Below are 15,259 nucleotides of genomic sequence, written 5' to 3' on the forward strand. Positions count from 1 at the left end.
CTAGCCATTCCGGTTAGAACATTAAGCCTTCCGCGTACTTCTCCCCTTCCAGCAGATCATACTCGATCAGGCGATAGTCATTGAGCAGCTCCTGCTGCCCGGGTGTCAATTCACTCAGGATTCCGCTGCTGCCGGACCCGACCAGCACATTCTTGCTAAGACCGGGGATTTCTTCCTGCACCTGCTTCAGCAGCTTGTAATAAGCAGGCAGCGGCTGGCCGGATAGTCTAAAGACGGTCGGGCCAAGGAAAGCCGGGCTAAGTGTCCCCAGCGTCTCATTCCCGATCTCATAGTTAGCCAGAATCAGCAGCTGTGTCTCGTGCTTCAGCCTAGGCTCCTGATCCCAGCCAGCCTCTGTATAGATCCCGGCGGTCAGCGCCGGCAGATGGTCACCCCAGAATACAGCAATGGTCGGACGTTCAATCGTCAGCAGCTCCTGCTGCAGATAAGCCAGTGCCTCATCAGTCAGCTTAGTATCCTGCACATAGGTTTCCAGCTCGTCCTTCTGCGCCGGCTGTCCGCCTTCTACGGTAATCGTGTTCGGTCCGTTCACCCCTTTGGTAAAGGGGAAATGATTCTGCATCGTCACCAGATGTAGGAAGGCCGGCCCGGGCGCCGACTTAAGCTCGCGGACAGCCTCCTGTACAGCAGCCTTGTCGGAGATAAATCCATCCGGGGTGAGGCGGTTAGCATCCGGCATATCCTTTTCACTGATGAAGCTGTCAAAACCCAGTACCGGATAGACACGGTTGCGGTTATAGAAGGTCTCATCGAACGGATGCAGCGCCAGTGCCTGATAGCCCCGCGATTTCAGAATACTGACGATCGACGGCAGTGAGGACATTTTGACAATGCGCTGTTGATAGGGAATGGTTCCGTCTCCAAGGAAATACATCGACAGCCCGGTCAGGGCCTCGAATTCAACATTGGCCGTATTGCCGCCGAATTCCGGTGACAGCAAATAACCAGACGGAGTCTCCCCCGCCGCCGCATGAATGAATTTCAGCGGATCTTCGCTTAAGGTATACCCAGGCAGACGCGTAGGATCAAAGAAAGCTTCGTCCATCATAAACAGAATATTCGGCTGTTCCTCAGGACTCGCTGCCGCCGGTTCATCCGGCAATGCCGAATACTTGGCTGCCACCGCTTCAACCGCTTCACGGCTGTACCCTTCGGGCTTCTCCAGCAGGCTCTGGCGCAAATTCCCGGCAAAAGCAAATATGAATCCGTTTTGTGTGTAGTTCACCTTCTGGTTCCAGAAGATGTTCTGGTAGTTCATAGCCGTAACAACAGACGAATGGCCCGAGACAAGCACAAGAAAACCTGCGCTCAGCGCGACAGAGATCCCGCCCAGACTTAAGCGTAAAGGCAGCCTGATTCTGTTCCTGGGCAGCTTGCGGATCATGTACGCCAGACCAACAGCCACTAATATTGCGGCTATTACCGCCTGTGGTGAGATCATACCTTTGGTAATCTTGCTCATTTCACCGGCATTCTTGACCAGCATGAGATCCCATGGAAAAAGCGGCTCTCCTCTCGTGACAAGCTTCTGATAATCAGCCACACCCAGCAGCAGACATAGTACACTGACAACCGCTGGCCCCGCATATGTATTAGGCAATATCACTGAACTTAAGAGCAGGATGAAGAAAATGAATAGGCTTCCTGCACCATACAGCCATGGGTACCTGCCGATCCACTGCAGAGCACCCGTCAAATTCATACTAAAGGAAGCCGCCTGCAGGAAATAATTCAGCACAAATCCCCCGGCCAGCAGGACTAACAGCAAATAAGACAAACGTTTGAATGGCAATAACCGCGACAAATGGATTCACTCCTAACTGGATTAAAGGAGTAGTATACGCCTTTAAGCTTAAAGCCGCCTTAAAATTCAGTATCCAAAAGAAGTACATCTTCGTATTATGCACCTTACAGCCTCTTCCATAATCCCCTGATACGAGTTTATCAGCATGGTATTTCACGCAAAAAAGAGCAGCGGACTTCGCTGCTCTTCATTCTGCTATCTCTACAACTATATAAACTGAAAAAAAGAATAAACAATAAGCAAAAGGACCGGAGGGGAAATTTGGAACTGTAGGAGCGGTAGCGTCCGCCTTTGTCACCGGAATTCAACCGCGGGCAGCGGTATATATCAAGAAATTTGGGGACAACAGCGGCCGGAAGTCCAAATCTTCACCGCAGTGACGCCGAAGCTTTATGTTAACCTCTGAAATTCAGTTTATCCCCCCTACTTCACATACAGGCGGCTAGTCTCCTCCCAATACTCTCCCGGCTCCAGACCAAACAATCCGATGTCATCGGCAGGAAGATCTACCTTCGGTGCATTAACCAGGTTGATCTGCGGCTCCGGACAGAAGAATCCTTCAGTAGCTCCATTGTTCCAGATCATCCACTGCTTATAAGAGGTTCCCACATCATACACCAGCGTAACGCCAGCTTTGCTGTCGGTAAGCTCCATGCGGTTGCGGCCGTTCTGGGCTACAGCGGTATAGTGGTTGTCCATTGGCGCATAGAACGGATACAAGCCCTCATCACGCAGTGCCACTTCATCCGCAGTCAGCTCCTGGAATTTGCCGGTCGGCAGCATCCGGTCGCTAAGCTCCCAGCGCTCGCCGATAGTCAGCTTCACGCGGTAATCCTGCGGCGTACTGCCGGGTGCGAACGGTGCATTAATGGCAGTATGGAACGCCAGCAGACAAGGCATCAGCTCTGCACCGTCATTATGGACCAGCAACTGCTGGGACAAGCCGCCTTCTCCCAGAGTATAGCGCAGCTTGACGGTGTATTTGAACGGCAGATATTGATAAGAAGGATGATTCTCATCCACCTTAATCGCTACAGTGACGAAGCTTTCGCTTTTGCCGCTGCCGAATTCTTCGACCTCCCAGGCCGCTGTATGTAGGAATCCGTGCAAATGGTTGCCAGTCTTGGCTTCATTAACAGGGAAACGGTAGGTTTGTCCATTCCATGGGAACTCTCCATCCTCATAACGGTTCGGCGGGAACAGTACAGGGATACCGTGAATCCCGGGGCTTGCCTTGAAGGCTTCCATTTCCTCTGCGCCTGGCTCATGCAGGAAACGGTAACCGCTCTCAGTATCACGGAAGCAGATCAGGTTGCCTCCGATGCCCGGCAGAACGGCTGCCTCATAACGTCCGGCCTTGAGCCAGACTGCGGCTTCTCCTTCATATTGTCCTTCAAATGCAGTAATCGACATAATAATTATAATCTCCCTTCCATAAGCTCATAATGACTCTCTCATAGATAGAGTACCACATCTGCCGGATCGGCAACATGTCAATTTTACAGCTGTTCCACTTCGACGCTCATCACATGCTCAATTTTCTTCACATCGTAATAGATTTCCGTAGCATAATCACGGTCCGGTGCGGAGATCACCATATCAATCATTTGTCTCCCGTCTTCGAGATCCTTGATCTTCATACGCCGGATCGTCCGGCCGGTTTTACGTGTTTTACGCTGCTCGGCGATGATATGGCGCTGCTCAATTTTCTGGATCACATCGGTTAGAATATAGTTCGGTTCCATGATGATTTTAATCGATATCTCATGTTTGTTCAGCACTTCCGGGCCGATGGCCTTAATTAGCAGGGGCACCGCATTTACCGCGAACATAAGCAGCACCACTGCATAACCCGCTTCTACATAGAATCCCGCGCCGACCGCAATTCCGATACCGGAAGCCGTCCAGATGAGCGCCGCTGATGTCAGTCCCGATATCGCATCTCCGCCTCTGCGCAGAATGACGCCTGCCCCGAGAAAACCGATCCCGCTGACAATCTGCGCCGCCAGACGCATCGGGTCCATATTGGGATGCTCCGGCCCGCCGAATTTATCATAAGCATGAATCGAGACCAGCGTTACCAGACAGCTGGCGATACTAATGACCATACTGGTCCGGATTCCCAGCGGTTTCTGTTTCAATTGCCGGTCAATCCCGATGAACAGCCCGAACAGCATGGCCACAAGCAGCTTCACAATCGATTCTGTGTGTAAATCAATGTTCATTGTTGTCCTCCTCTCCGTGACAGATAGAAACAGTATACCTGAAAATCACTGCAATCTTTACTGTAATTTTTCGCAAGCTGATTTCAAAAGAATAAACGGACGCCTGCACCTCTGCAGCCGGTCATCAAACGGTTTCTGATGAGCTCCGGCAAAGGGACAACGTCCGCTTCAGTTAAAGGCTGTACTTCACCCATTATATGAGTGTTAAAGTACGATTAGAAGAATCAGCCATGCAGCAGCGACTCTGCTCCGTCACAATAGATTTCAGTTCCGGTAATATGATCCGAATCCGCAGAAGCCAGGAACAGCGCCAGCTTGGCGACCTGATCAGGTCGCCCGGGCCCCTTCTCCAGCGGCTGTCCGCCATCCGGGAATTCAACCTCGATTTGCACTTCCTTAAGATCATCCGAAGGGTACGTATTGTCATCAATGTTGGTGGTGATCGCACCAGGACAGATGGCGTTTACGCGGATTTTGTACTGGGCCAGCTCCAGCGCCGCCATTTTCATAAAAGCGACCTGCCCGGCCTTCGTGGTGCTGTATGCCGAGAACCCGATGTTGGAGAATACCCGGTTCCCGTTGATGGAGCTGTTGATCAGGATACTGCCGCCCTGCTCCTTCAAATGGGGGATGGCATATTTAACCGTAGCGAACGTACCGCGCAGATTGATCTGAATGGTCTGGTCCCAGGACTCGATATCCATCGTCTCAATCGGTGTCATCGCACCGTTAATTCCGGCATTCGCGAACACGATGTCCAGCTGCCCCCACTTGGCCACAACCTGCTTCACGGCTTCCTCCACCTGCTGCGGCTCGGCGATGTCGCATTCGAACACAGCGGCTTCTCCGCCTTCCTGCACCACCTGACGTACGACCTTCTCTGCGTTCTCCACAGTGCGGTCCAGAAGTGCCACCTTGGCTCCGTTTCTGGCGAACTCCAGCACCGACGCCCGGCCGATGCCCGATCCGCCTCCGGTTACGATTGCTACTTTGCCTTCCAGTTTCTTAGTGGTCATAAGTGTAGTCTCCTCCCAAGGTCGTTGTTGTTGTTCAAGTCAAGTTCTCTCCTTAAACTTTACCTCTCATACCGCGTTGTGAATCGGCTGCCCTGCTGTTTTGCCAATCCTCATTTGGGGATATAATTTAAGAGGCATTAATGAAATTGACTTTAGACATGCCTTTATTTTCTACACAGAGGAGATTATTACTCATGATGAACCATAATGAAGAGATTCGTGATCAGATCTGCGCTGCAGTCTCCGGCTTCTCGTCCGAAACCCTGAACCGGAAGCCAGCCGAAGGCAAATGGTCACCTGTGCAAGTGCTGGAGCATCTGTATCTGATGGAAAAAGCGATCACCGCCGGGATCATGCAGGCGCTTGCTGCTACGGAAGAAGCTGTCACAGAGCCGAAGCCCTATCAGCTGACGCTGGACCGCAACCGGTTCATTGATGCCCCGCCCCATCTTGTGCCGTCCGAGGAAGTCATCCCGCTTGGCGATGTACGGGCCCGGCTGGACCAGTCCCGTTCTGACCTGAAGACGGTGCTGGCCCAGAGTGAAGAGAGCCTTTGGAACCGCAAGCTGTATCCCCACCCGGTGTTCGGCACGATGGATGTCGCCCAGTGGGTGGATTTCATCGGCATTCATGAAGAACGTCATCTGGCTCAGCTGAAGGAAGCCCTGGATGGAATTTGACCCCATTCTCTGCACCATTGAAAATGTAAAGACAAAGACACAAGAATAAAGGCTTGAGCAGCTGTCCAGCTAACAGACAGCACTCAAGCCTTCTTCAGTTCAATCCCTGCTTATCCCAGCATCATCCGGTCATCCGCCAGCTTATGGCCGCTGATGGCTTCGAACTCACCAAGCAGCCGTTCTACCGTCAGATCCTTCTTGCGGGATTCATCAAAATCGAGAATGATCGACCCCTTGTCCATCATAATCAGCCGGTTGCCTAAACGGATGGCCTGATCCATGTTGTGGGTGACCATCAGTGTAGTCAGCTTCATCTCACGGACAATGGATTCCGTAAGCTTCGTGATCAGCTCAGCGCGCGAAGGGTCCAGCGCAGCTGTATGCTCATCCAGCAGCAGAATCTGCGGCTGGGTGAAGGTCGCCATCAGCAGGCTAAGCGCCTGCCGCTCGCCTCCGGAGAGCAGCCCTACCTTGGCGCGCAGCCGGTTCTCCAGGCCAATGCCCAGCTTGCTGAGCTGCTCCCGGAACAGCGTGCGTCTGGCCGCATTCACCCCGAAGGACAGCCCGCGGCTCTGGCCCCGCTTATAAGCCATGGCCAGATTCTCCTCAATGGTCATATGAGGCGCCGTACCGGCCATCGGGTCCTGGAAGACCCGGCCGATCCAGCGTGCGCGCTGGTATTCGGCCAGATTGCTGATCGAGCTGCCTTCAATGCGCGCTTCACCGAGATCCGGCTTCATAACACCGGAAATAATATTCATCAGTGTCGATTTACCGGCCCCGTTGCTGCCGATAATCGTCACGAAATCTCCGGCACTCAGCTCAAGATCTATGCCCAGCAGGGCGATCTTCTCGTCAGGTGAACCCGGGTTGAACAGCTTGGATACATTATCAAGCTTTAGCATCGGCTGCCCCTCCTTTCTTGCTGCTGCGCGTCAGCTCCGCAAGCTCTTCAGTCCGTCTGCGGGCCATCGTCTTCTGCTTCAGGAACCGCTGAACGGATGGGAAGACGAGGGCGATGATAACGATAATAGCCGTAATCAGCTTGAGATCCGAAGCCTTGAGCCATGGCACCCGCAGAGCCAGCGCCACAACGATCCGGTAGACGATGGAGCCGAGCACTACGGCCAATGTAGCGCGGAAGACGTTGCCCGCGCCGAATATCGCTTCCCCGATAATTACCGAAGCCAGCCCGATAACAATCATGCCTATACCCATGGATGAATCGGCAAACGTAGAATATTGGGCGATCAGCGCACCCGAGAGGGCCACCATTCCGTTCGCAAGACTGATGCCGAGAATCGTAGTAGTATCCGTATTGACCCCGAAGCTGCGGATCATCCGGGAATTATCTCCTGTAGCACGCAGGGCAAGTCCAAGGTCTGTACGCAGGAACAGATCCATCAGAATCTTGACCAGCAGAACCACAAAAGGCATAACCAGCAAAGGATTAATAGAGCTGAAGAGGGATACCTCACCCATTAAGGAAACATTCGGCCGCACGAGAATCCGCAGATTGATGGAATATAGCGCAATCATCATCAGTATCCCGGATAGCAGGCCGTTGATCTTCCCTTTAGTGTGCAGCAGACCTGTACACATGCCTGCAGCCATCCCTCCGAGCAGGGCACATACTGTTGCCAGCAGGGGAGAATATCCGTGGGTGATCATGACCGCGGCAATCGCGCCGCCGGTGGTGAAGCTCCCGTCTACAGTTAGATCCGGAAAATCAAGAATACGAAAGGTAATATACACCCCGAGTGCCATAAAAGCGTACAGCAGGCCCATTTCCAGGGCGCCGATTAATGAACTATACATAGATGACTTCCTCCCTCAAGCGGCAAAGGGCGCCAGCATTGGAAACGCCCCGTTATGATAACTGTATGTTATTGAATAATGTTATTGTCAGGATCTGCAACTTCAGCCTTCATAGCATCCGTTACTTCAATGCCTTGTGCTGCTGCCGCTTTGAGGTTAAGAATGAGATCCAGCTTCTCTTGCATCGTTATTTTCATGTCGCCTGGACTTGTGCCGTTCTTAAGTACTTCCACTGCCATTTCGCCAACCTGGTAGCCATGGTCATAGTATTTGAAGCCCACAGTGGCAAAAGCACCCTTCTCAACCGTATCACGGTCTGCCGAGAAGAACGGCAGCTTGTTGTCATTAGCTGTCTGAATAATCGTATCCACACCGCTTACGACGGAGTTATCAAGTGTAATGTAAAGGGCATCCACACGTCCTACAAGGGATTCAGCCGCCTGCTTCACTTCCGACGTATTCGTGATGGCTGCCTTCACCAGCTCAATTCCATGCTTGTCCAATTCTTCCTTGGCGATATCCGCCATAACTACTGCGTTAGGTTCACCCTCATTAATGACAAGCCCCAGCTTCTTCACATCTGGGAACTGCGTTGCGATGAAATTCATCAATCGTGTAATTGACTCAGGGTTCGTATCGGATGCGCCGGAGACATTGCCGCCGGGATGTTCCAGGTCGCTTACGAGCTTGGCATCCAGCGGATCAGTGACTGCCGCGAACAGAATCGGCGTATCCTTCACTTTCTGGACAATGGATTGTGCGGACGGAGTGGCGATCGCCAGCACCAGATCATTCTTGTCACCCGCAATCTTCTGGGCAATGGACAGGTTGTTCGCCTGATCCGCCTGGGCATTCTCCAGATCCACCTTCAAGTTCTCACCTTCTACGATTCCGGCATCCTTCAGTGCCGCCAGGAAGCCTTCCCGTGTAGCATCCAGCGACGGATGTTCTACATACTGTGAGATGGCAATCGTATAGGATTTCGTGTCCGCAGAGCCGGTGTCTGCCGGAGCGCTGGTTGCGTTTGCCGGAGTATTTCCTGCGTTAGCCCCATTATTTACGGCTGCATTATTGTTACCACAACCTGCTGCTACCAGCATCAAGGACATACTCAGGCCAAGCCAAATGTTCTTTCTCTTCATCAGATAACCCCTCTTCTTTTACGGATTCAGCGCGCGAACCTGGGTTAGCGGTTCAGCATTATCGCTTTCATCTTTGAAAGCATTAAAGCAAAAGCCCGCACCATTTCCGCATCCACTGCCGCAATCTATTAAACATATATTATATGTAGGTTGATTTTCCGTCAATCATTTATCATGGCTCCATATTTTACAAAAAACGCACAATGGGCTGATGTTTCGACAAGAACAAGCCTGTTGCTCTTGACATTGATTGCTAAAGCCTTTTCCACATAAAAAAAGCCGCCCTGCACAAACTTTACTTAAAGTTTGAAGATGGAGCGTGCCAAATGCCAATAATCAATTCATCCAAAACTGCGGCCACAGCCGCAGTGCTTACTGCCGTCATTCTTGGCTCAACCGCCTGCAGCTATTCCAGTAAGGACACTACCCCGAAGGTGAATTCGGTTACGCCAACCGGAACATTTGCCGGAAGCTACTATGAGAAGAATTCCATCACGGACAAAGAAGGCAAGTATTGGATTCCGCTGAAGCCAGCCGCAGCCTCCATAGGATACAGAATGAAAGACGATACCTCAAGCGGAGGATATACCAAGCTGGGCTACAGCGATGTAATGTACATGCTCCGTCCGGATTCCAGCCAGGTTTTCTCCCTGGGGGAGAAGATCACCCTGCCGGACGTTCCCATCCGCCGCGAAGGTCAGATCTACATCACGCCTAATTCATTATCCAAGCTGCTGCAGACCGAGGTTGGCTGGAACCCGAGCACCGGAGAGATCAATATTGCTGCCCCTTCTGACAGGGATACTACCGCCAATACAGGTGCAGGTGAAGCAGCCAAGCCGCTGCGGATCCAGAGCGTCTCCAATGTGGATACCGGTGAACTGATCGCCTATGCCAAGAAGTATCTCGGCGTACCCTACGATTTCGGTGCCGGACCTTATGAGGAGACCAAACGGTTTGACTGCTCATCCTTCACCCGTCATGTATTCAAGAAATTTGGCGTAGATCTACCGCGGCTGGCCAAAGATCAGGATAATATCGGCAGACGCATATCAAGAAGCGAGCTGGAGCCCGGGGATTTAATTTTCTTCACGGTACCCGGCCGGTTCGAGAGCGACGCCATTCCCGGTCATGTAGGCATCTACATGGGGGGCGGCAGTTTCATTCATACTTGGGGAGATCCCGGAGTACAGATCAGTGACCTGGACAGCGGGTACTGGAGTAATGTTATTCTGCACATGCAGCGGGTGTTATAATCCCCTAAATATAACAAATGCAAGGAAGGTTACGGGCTTCTGCCGAAGCGCCGGACCTCCTTGCATTTTTTTATGCCACCGCCATTGTCCGGCAGCAGTATACTATTCCCAGTTCTTACTGCGCCCGCTTAAGCGGAGAACCAGCTTCACCAGCTCCACAATCACCACTATCGCCACTGCAGCCCCGCAGACAATTCCCCACTGCAGACCGCTCAGATGCTCCACTCCGAACCATTCATTCAGCCCGGGAATGATAATAACCAGCACCAGCAGAAGTCCCGAGATGACCGAAGCCCCCAGCATGTAGCGGTTGCTGAACAAGCCGATCTGAAACAATGACTTGGTATTGGATCTGACATTGAAAGCATGGGTAAGCTGCAGCAGTCCCAGCGTAGCAAAAGCCATCGTGACTGCAACACCTTCATCGTAATGGGTATGTGCCCAGTAATACACCAGCAGGGTCAGTGCCGCCTCAAGCAGCCCTTGATAGATGATTCCGATCCCCACGCCTCCGGCAAAAATACTGCTGCTTGATTTACGCGGTTTCTTCGACATCACATCATTATCCGCTTTTTCCAGTCCGAGCGCGAGCGCCGGCAGGGTATCTGTGACCAGATTAATCCACAGGATATGAATCGGTTCAAGAATCCGCCAGCCGATCAGTGTCGCAATGAACAGGGTCACCACTTCCCCTAAATTGGCCGACAGCAGGAACTGGATCGCTTTGCGGATGTTGCTGTATACCTTGCGGCCTTCTTCGACAGCAACGACAATCGTGGTGAAATTATCATCGGCCAATACCATGTCGGATACGCCTTTGGCCACATCTGTTCCTGTGATGCCCATACCAACACCGATATCCGCTGATTTCAGCGCAGGCGCATCATTGACTCCGTCACCGGTCATAGCAACGATTTTGCCCATTTGTCTCCAGGCCTTGACGATCCGCACCTTATGCTCAGGCGATACACGGGCGTACACGGAATAATCGGCCACTCTTGTGGCAAAATCCGCCTCGCTGATCTGATCCAGCTCGCGGCCGGTCAGCACTGCCTTGTCGTCGTCGATGATTCCAAGCCGCTTAGCAATCGCTGCAGCCGTGTCCCGGTGGTCCCCGGTGATCATCACCGGCCGGATGCCCGCCCGTCGGCATACGGCAACCGCATCCCGGACCTCCTCGCGCGGCGGATCGATCATCCCGGTCAGGCCGATGAACACCAGATCCTTCTCCGTCCCCTCCGGCGAAGGATCGGAGGGCTGCTCTGCATCGTCGCGGTAAGCAAAAGCCAACACCCGCAGCGCCTCGTCTGCCAGACTTTTGTTGCTGGCTGTGATCCGGCTGATATGTGCCTCCGTCAAGGGCACCACAGTGCCATTCTCTTGAATATGGCTGCATTTGGACACCAGTACATCCGGCGCTCCCTTGGTCAGCACCCGGAACCCGCCGTTATCCAGCTTATGGATCGTCGTCATCAGCTTGCGGTCCGAATCAAAAGGCAGCTCATTCACCCGCGGATAACGCTGCTCAAGCTCCCGTTTGTCAGTCCCGATGCTGAGTGCGAAGTCAACCAGCGCCGTTTCGGTAGGGTCGCCGATAAGGGCTTTACCGCTCCGGGTCCCGCCTGCTGAACCAGGCTTCGCCTCTGCCCCGGCTCCATCCGTAGCTTTCCCTCCAGCACTTTTGCCTTCGTCTATGCTGGAATCATTGCACAGGGTCATCGCCTGCAGAAGCAAATCACCGCCCGGCGTTTCGTTAAGCTTCGCATCGGCCTCGATAGTCTCTCCGCCCACATACAGCTTTTCCACGGTCATCTTGTTAAGTGTTAATGTGCCCGTCTTGTCAGAACAGATAATCTCTGTACTGCCCAGTGTCTCCACCGCAGGCAGCTTGCGGATAATTGCCTTGCGCTTAGCCATCCGCTGCACGCCTAGCGCCAGAATGATGGTTACGATGGCCGGAAGACCCTCCGGAATCGCCGCTACCGCAAGTGAGATGGAGGTCAGCAGCATATCAAGCAGCTCTCTGCCCTCCAGCCAGCCGACCACGAAGATAACGACACAGACACCCAGAATAATGAAGGTGAAATATTTGCCAAGCTCATCCAGCTTTTTCTGCAATGGGGTAACTTCATTCTCCGCCTCCGAGATGTATCCGGCGATCCGGCCCACTTCGGTATGCATCCCCGTAGCCGTTACCACACCCACACCCCGGCCATAGGTTACGCTGCTGCTCATATAAGCCATATTCGTCCGGTCACCGATAACAAGATCATTGCCCGCAAGCACTCCCGACTGCTTATCCGAGGGCAGGGATTCACCCGTCAACGCCGCCTCCTCGGTCTTCAGTGACGCCGCTTCGAGCAGACGCAGATCAGCAGGCACCACGTTGCCGGCTTCCAGCAGCACAATATCGCCTGGCACCAGCTCCTCACTTTTGATCTCTGTGACCTGTCCGCCCCGGCGGACTCTCGCCTGCGGAGAGGACATGCTTTTGAGCGCTTCCAGCGCCTGCTCCGCTTTGTTCTCCTGGATGACACCCAGCACCGCGTTCAGGATCACCACCAGCAAAATAATAACGGTATCCGTCCACTCTCCGAGGATTCCCGAGAGTACGGCAGCTGCCAGCAGGATGAAGATCATTACATTCTTGAACTGCTCAATGAATTTAGCCAGCAGCGATTTGGACTTGGCTTCCTGCAGCATGTTTTTGCCGTAACGTTCCAGTTGCCTTGCCGCTTCTTCTGCAGTCAGTCCGGCTTCCCTGCTCTCCAGCTGCTTCAGCACCTCGGCCGTATCCAGAGTATGGAACAATACACCTTCTTTACTTTTGCTTTTAGCAGAATCTGAGTTCAAGTCATCCGCTCCTTCTATAATTTATTTAGTTCAAACCCTTATATGGAGTTTTACCCAAAAATAGCAGGAGAATTCTAAAAACATATGTAGATTTATCAAAGGTTACGCCTGCCCGAACGGGCAAATCCTTTGAACCGGGTCCCCTTGGTGGACAGCTCCCCCCTGTCTCCCTCAACGATCAGACCATACGCTTTGGCCTTCACCTCCAGCTCCCTCCGGCTCCCGTTCTGGAATTCAAAGGTTACATAGTAGCTGGTATGTGTACCCGCATGCCCTCTGCCGCCCCAGACCTCTGTGCGTTTCGTAACAGCTGTCGCCACCCTCGACTCGAGCGGACTGGCATTATTGGTCATCCAGATCTTCAGGGCTCTGGCAATAGTGTAAGCAACAAAAACTGCGATCAGCAGCAGCACAAGCTGTAATAAATAAGGCCCTTCGGAGAAGAAGCCGCGGGAGGAACTGGCTACAGCCGAATTCAGAAATCCGTTAAAAATGCTCTCTTTATGCAAATTAAACGCTCCTTTGGTAAAAATAATTATAAAATGTTCATTTTACTAGAGAATACGCGGTGTACCGGCTCCGGTTTCGTATTTTCATGACATTCACCCCAAAAAAACAGCGCCGGAAGTTTGGTCCTGCCCAGAATCATATGTTATGCTTTAACTACAATATACAGTAAGGAGGTGTTCTCTTGATGACATATCTAGCGCGCTTGTCCATTTCTAAGCTGCTGAAGGCGGCCTTCATACCGGTGCTTCTCCTGACATTTCTGGCTGCTTCTTCCCAGCTGCTGAACGAACAGGAGGCTTCCGAAGTGCAGCATACCAGACTGGAGCGTTATGAGCATAAAATGGCTCAGCCGGTACGGGTGCACAGCACAACGTTCCATTACATTCCTTCCGCGCGGCTGGCCCATCCTGAGAACCTGCTGGCGCTTCATCCGGATGCGTCCCTGCCTCTGCTCTGTGTGTCGTTCTTCCCCATCATTTACATCATTCTGAAGCGGCTGCTGCTGTATCCGCTGAAATGCACATCACACTTTATAAGGTAAAGGCTTTCCAATAAATCCTTTGAGCGCACAACGCATTATCTATAGCAAACGAACCTACAAATTCAGGTTTCCTGCTGAAAGGAGGAAATCCATTGAAAATCAGATATAGAGGGGCTGCCCCCCTGCGCCATTCCAAAATCCTGCGCCTGCTCTCCGTTATAGGCGGGGGCTTGCTCGCTGCTGTAGGACTGGAACTGTTCCTGATGCCGCATAAGCTGCTGCCTGGCGGAATCGCCGGATTGTCTGCTCTGCTGTCACATTTAACCGAAATGCGTCTGGGCTTATTTCTGTTCCTGCTCAACCTTCCGTTCATCCTAATGTCGCGCAGGCAGATTAATCTCCGGTTTGCCCTGTATACGATGCTTGGATTAATCTGTCTGACGGCGGGCTCGCTGGCCCTGCATCACTTCCCTGCAGCCACCAGCGAACCCTTGCCCGCCGCTATTGCCGGCGGACTGTGTCTGGGCTTTGGGCTTGGCATCTCTGTCCGCTTCGGAGGCATCACCAGCGGAAGTGAGAAGCAGGGAGTCCGGCTGCTGAACGGCGGTCCGCCCAAATCTGCTGAAATGGGCATTATGCTGTTCAACTGTGCCATTCTGCTCTTCGGCGGTTCATTGTTCGGCTGGGATCAGGCTATGTACAGCATCATTGCTTACCTGCTTGCCTTTGAAGCCCTGCGCTTCTCGTTAAGAGACCTATCCCTCTCCCAGGCTGTCTGGATTACGAGCAGCAACTGTGAAGAGATCCGCCGCAGGCTCCAGCAGTCACTTGACCGCGAAGTTAAACTCGTCAGGTCCACCGGTCCTGAGGGACAGCCCGGCACCGTCTTCTGCCTGGCAAGCAGGCTGGAGGAAGAGGAGCTGGCTTCCATCGTCCACGGATGCGACCAGGACAGTAAGATCGTCATCAATGCGGCCCGGAACAGCCGGATTTCCGCGCTCTTCCGTAATCACCCGCCAGGTTGACCGATGGTATTCAGCGGACAGCTTACAGCCCCTGATCAACCAAAAAGCGTTCCCGCATTTAGTTGCGGGAACGCTTTTTGGTTAGATCAGGCAAGGGCAGGCTCCGCTCTTTCAGCGGAACATCCCCCATAAGCGGATCAGGTGAAAGGTATTGCCCGGATCAATCTTCTGGGCAATCACAAATTTAACAATTTGCTCTTCCTGCGAGGACGTCAGCTTCTCATTCATCACTGCAGAAGCGTTGCGCACCAGCCTGCGCACAACGGCAGTGTCCTGCAGCTCTTGCTTGGAAATTCCGTTGATCATATTCTTGATGCGTTCCTTAACCGCCGGATTCTTCATCTTCAGCTTAATGCGATCCACCAGCGCAGGACTGATTCCGAATTGCTGATAACCCAAGCATAGCACCTCCCGTCATATCCAATCAT

At 52.7% G+C, this 15,259-nt stretch carries 14 protein-coding genes; 4 read left to right on the top strand and 10 right to left on the bottom strand.

What is annotated here, in order from left to right; genetic code table 11:
* Positions 1-13: 13 nt before the first annotated feature.
* The 4 genes from GC101_RS05320 to GC101_RS05335 form a co-directional block, all read right to left on the bottom strand.
* Positions 14-1,825 (bottom strand): LTA synthase family protein, encoded by a 1,812-nt coding sequence (locus tag GC101_RS05320; RefSeq protein WP_171716422.1) that lies wholly within the window; start codon positions 1,823-1,825, stop codon positions 14-16.
* A gap of 423 nt (positions 1,826-2,248) precedes the next feature.
* A complete protein-coding gene (locus GC101_RS05325; protein ID WP_042136624.1) occupies positions 2,249-3,238 on the bottom strand; it encodes an aldose 1-epimerase in 990 nt (329 codons plus the stop codon).
* An 86-nt stretch (positions 3,239-3,324) separates the two neighbouring features.
* Positions 3,325-4,050 (bottom strand): MgtC/SapB family protein, encoded by a 726-nt coding sequence (locus tag GC101_RS05330; protein ID WP_042136622.1) that lies wholly within the window; start codon positions 4,048-4,050, stop codon positions 3,325-3,327.
* 224 nt (positions 4,051-4,274) lie between these two features.
* Positions 4,275-5,066 (bottom strand): SDR family oxidoreductase, encoded by a 792-nt coding sequence (locus tag GC101_RS05335; RefSeq protein ID WP_171716423.1) that lies wholly within the window; start codon positions 5,064-5,066, stop codon positions 4,275-4,277.
* Between the two features lie 194 nt (positions 5,067-5,260).
* Between GC101_RS05335 and GC101_RS05340 the strand changes: the two genes are divergently transcribed.
* On the top strand, positions 5,261-5,746 hold the full coding sequence (locus tag GC101_RS05340) for a DinB family protein (protein ID WP_171716424.1): 486 nt from the start codon (positions 5,261-5,263) through the stop codon (positions 5,744-5,746).
* 110 nt (positions 5,747-5,856) lie between these two features.
* On the opposite strand, the gene GC101_RS05345 is transcribed toward GC101_RS05340, so the two are convergent.
* The 3 genes from GC101_RS05345 to GC101_RS05355 form a co-directional block, all read right to left on the bottom strand.
* The gene (locus GC101_RS05345) at positions 5,857-6,651 is read right to left on the bottom strand and encodes an ABC transporter ATP-binding protein (protein WP_039298046.1); all 795 of its coding nucleotides are present in this window, start codon (positions 6,649-6,651) and stop codon (positions 5,857-5,859) included.
* Positions 6,638-7,564: an ABC transporter permease gene (locus GC101_RS05350; protein ID WP_042136618.1), complete on the bottom strand. Its 927-nt coding sequence runs from the start codon at positions 7,562-7,564 to the stop codon at positions 6,638-6,640. The genes GC101_RS05345 and GC101_RS05350 overlap by 14 nt, the downstream gene beginning before the upstream one ends.
* 68 nt (positions 7,565-7,632) lie before the next feature.
* Positions 7,633-8,706 carry an ABC transporter substrate-binding protein gene (locus tag GC101_RS05355; protein ID WP_171716425.1) on the bottom strand — a complete coding sequence of 358 codons (1,074 nt, stop codon included), beginning with the start codon at positions 8,704-8,706 and terminating at the stop codon, positions 7,633-7,635.
* 326 nt (positions 8,707-9,032) lie between these two features.
* On the opposite strand from GC101_RS05355, the gene GC101_RS05360 reads away from it, so the two are divergent.
* The gene (locus GC101_RS05360; RefSeq protein WP_171716426.1) at positions 9,033-9,962 is read left to right on the top strand and encodes a C40 family peptidase; all 930 of its coding nucleotides are present in this window, start codon (positions 9,033-9,035) and stop codon (positions 9,960-9,962) included.
* Positions 9,963-10,064: 102 nt separating this feature from the next.
* On the opposite strand, the gene GC101_RS05365 is transcribed toward GC101_RS05360, so the two are convergent.
* On the bottom strand, positions 10,065-12,773 hold the full coding sequence (locus GC101_RS05365) for a calcium-translocating P-type ATPase, SERCA-type (protein WP_171716545.1): 2,709 nt from the start codon (positions 12,771-12,773) through the stop codon (positions 10,065-10,067).
* Between the two features lie 137 nt (positions 12,774-12,910).
* Positions 12,911-13,324 (bottom strand): DUF2500 domain-containing protein, encoded by a 414-nt coding sequence (locus GC101_RS05370; RefSeq protein ID WP_246354182.1) that lies wholly within the window; start codon positions 13,322-13,324, stop codon positions 12,911-12,913.
* Positions 13,325-13,509: 185 nt separating this feature from the next.
* Between GC101_RS05370 and GC101_RS05375 the strand changes: the two genes are divergently transcribed.
* Together GC101_RS05375 and GC101_RS05380 are read left to right on the top strand one after the other, a co-directional pair.
* Positions 13,510-13,866: a hypothetical protein gene (locus tag GC101_RS05375; RefSeq protein WP_171716427.1), complete on the top strand. Its 357-nt coding sequence runs from the start codon at positions 13,510-13,512 to the stop codon at positions 13,864-13,866.
* A gap of 92 nt (positions 13,867-13,958) precedes the next feature.
* Positions 13,959-14,831 carry a YitT family protein gene (locus GC101_RS05380; RefSeq protein WP_042136610.1) on the top strand — a complete coding sequence of 291 codons (873 nt, stop codon included), beginning with the start codon at positions 13,959-13,961 and terminating at the stop codon, positions 14,829-14,831.
* 111 nt (positions 14,832-14,942) lie between these two features.
* Here the strand turns inward: GC101_RS05380 and GC101_RS05385 are convergent, their stop codons facing one another.
* Positions 14,943-15,230, bottom strand: a complete 288-nt coding sequence (locus GC101_RS05385; RefSeq protein ID WP_039298036.1) for a stage VI sporulation protein F — start codon at positions 15,228-15,230, stop codon at positions 14,943-14,945.
* Positions 15,231-15,259: the final 29 nt, after the last annotated feature.

It is taken from the genome of Paenibacillus phytohabitans, from assembly GCF_013141775.1.
GTDB classification, from domain to species: domain Bacteria; phylum Bacillota; class Bacilli; order Paenibacillales; family Paenibacillaceae; genus Paenibacillus_AQ; species Paenibacillus_AQ phytohabitans.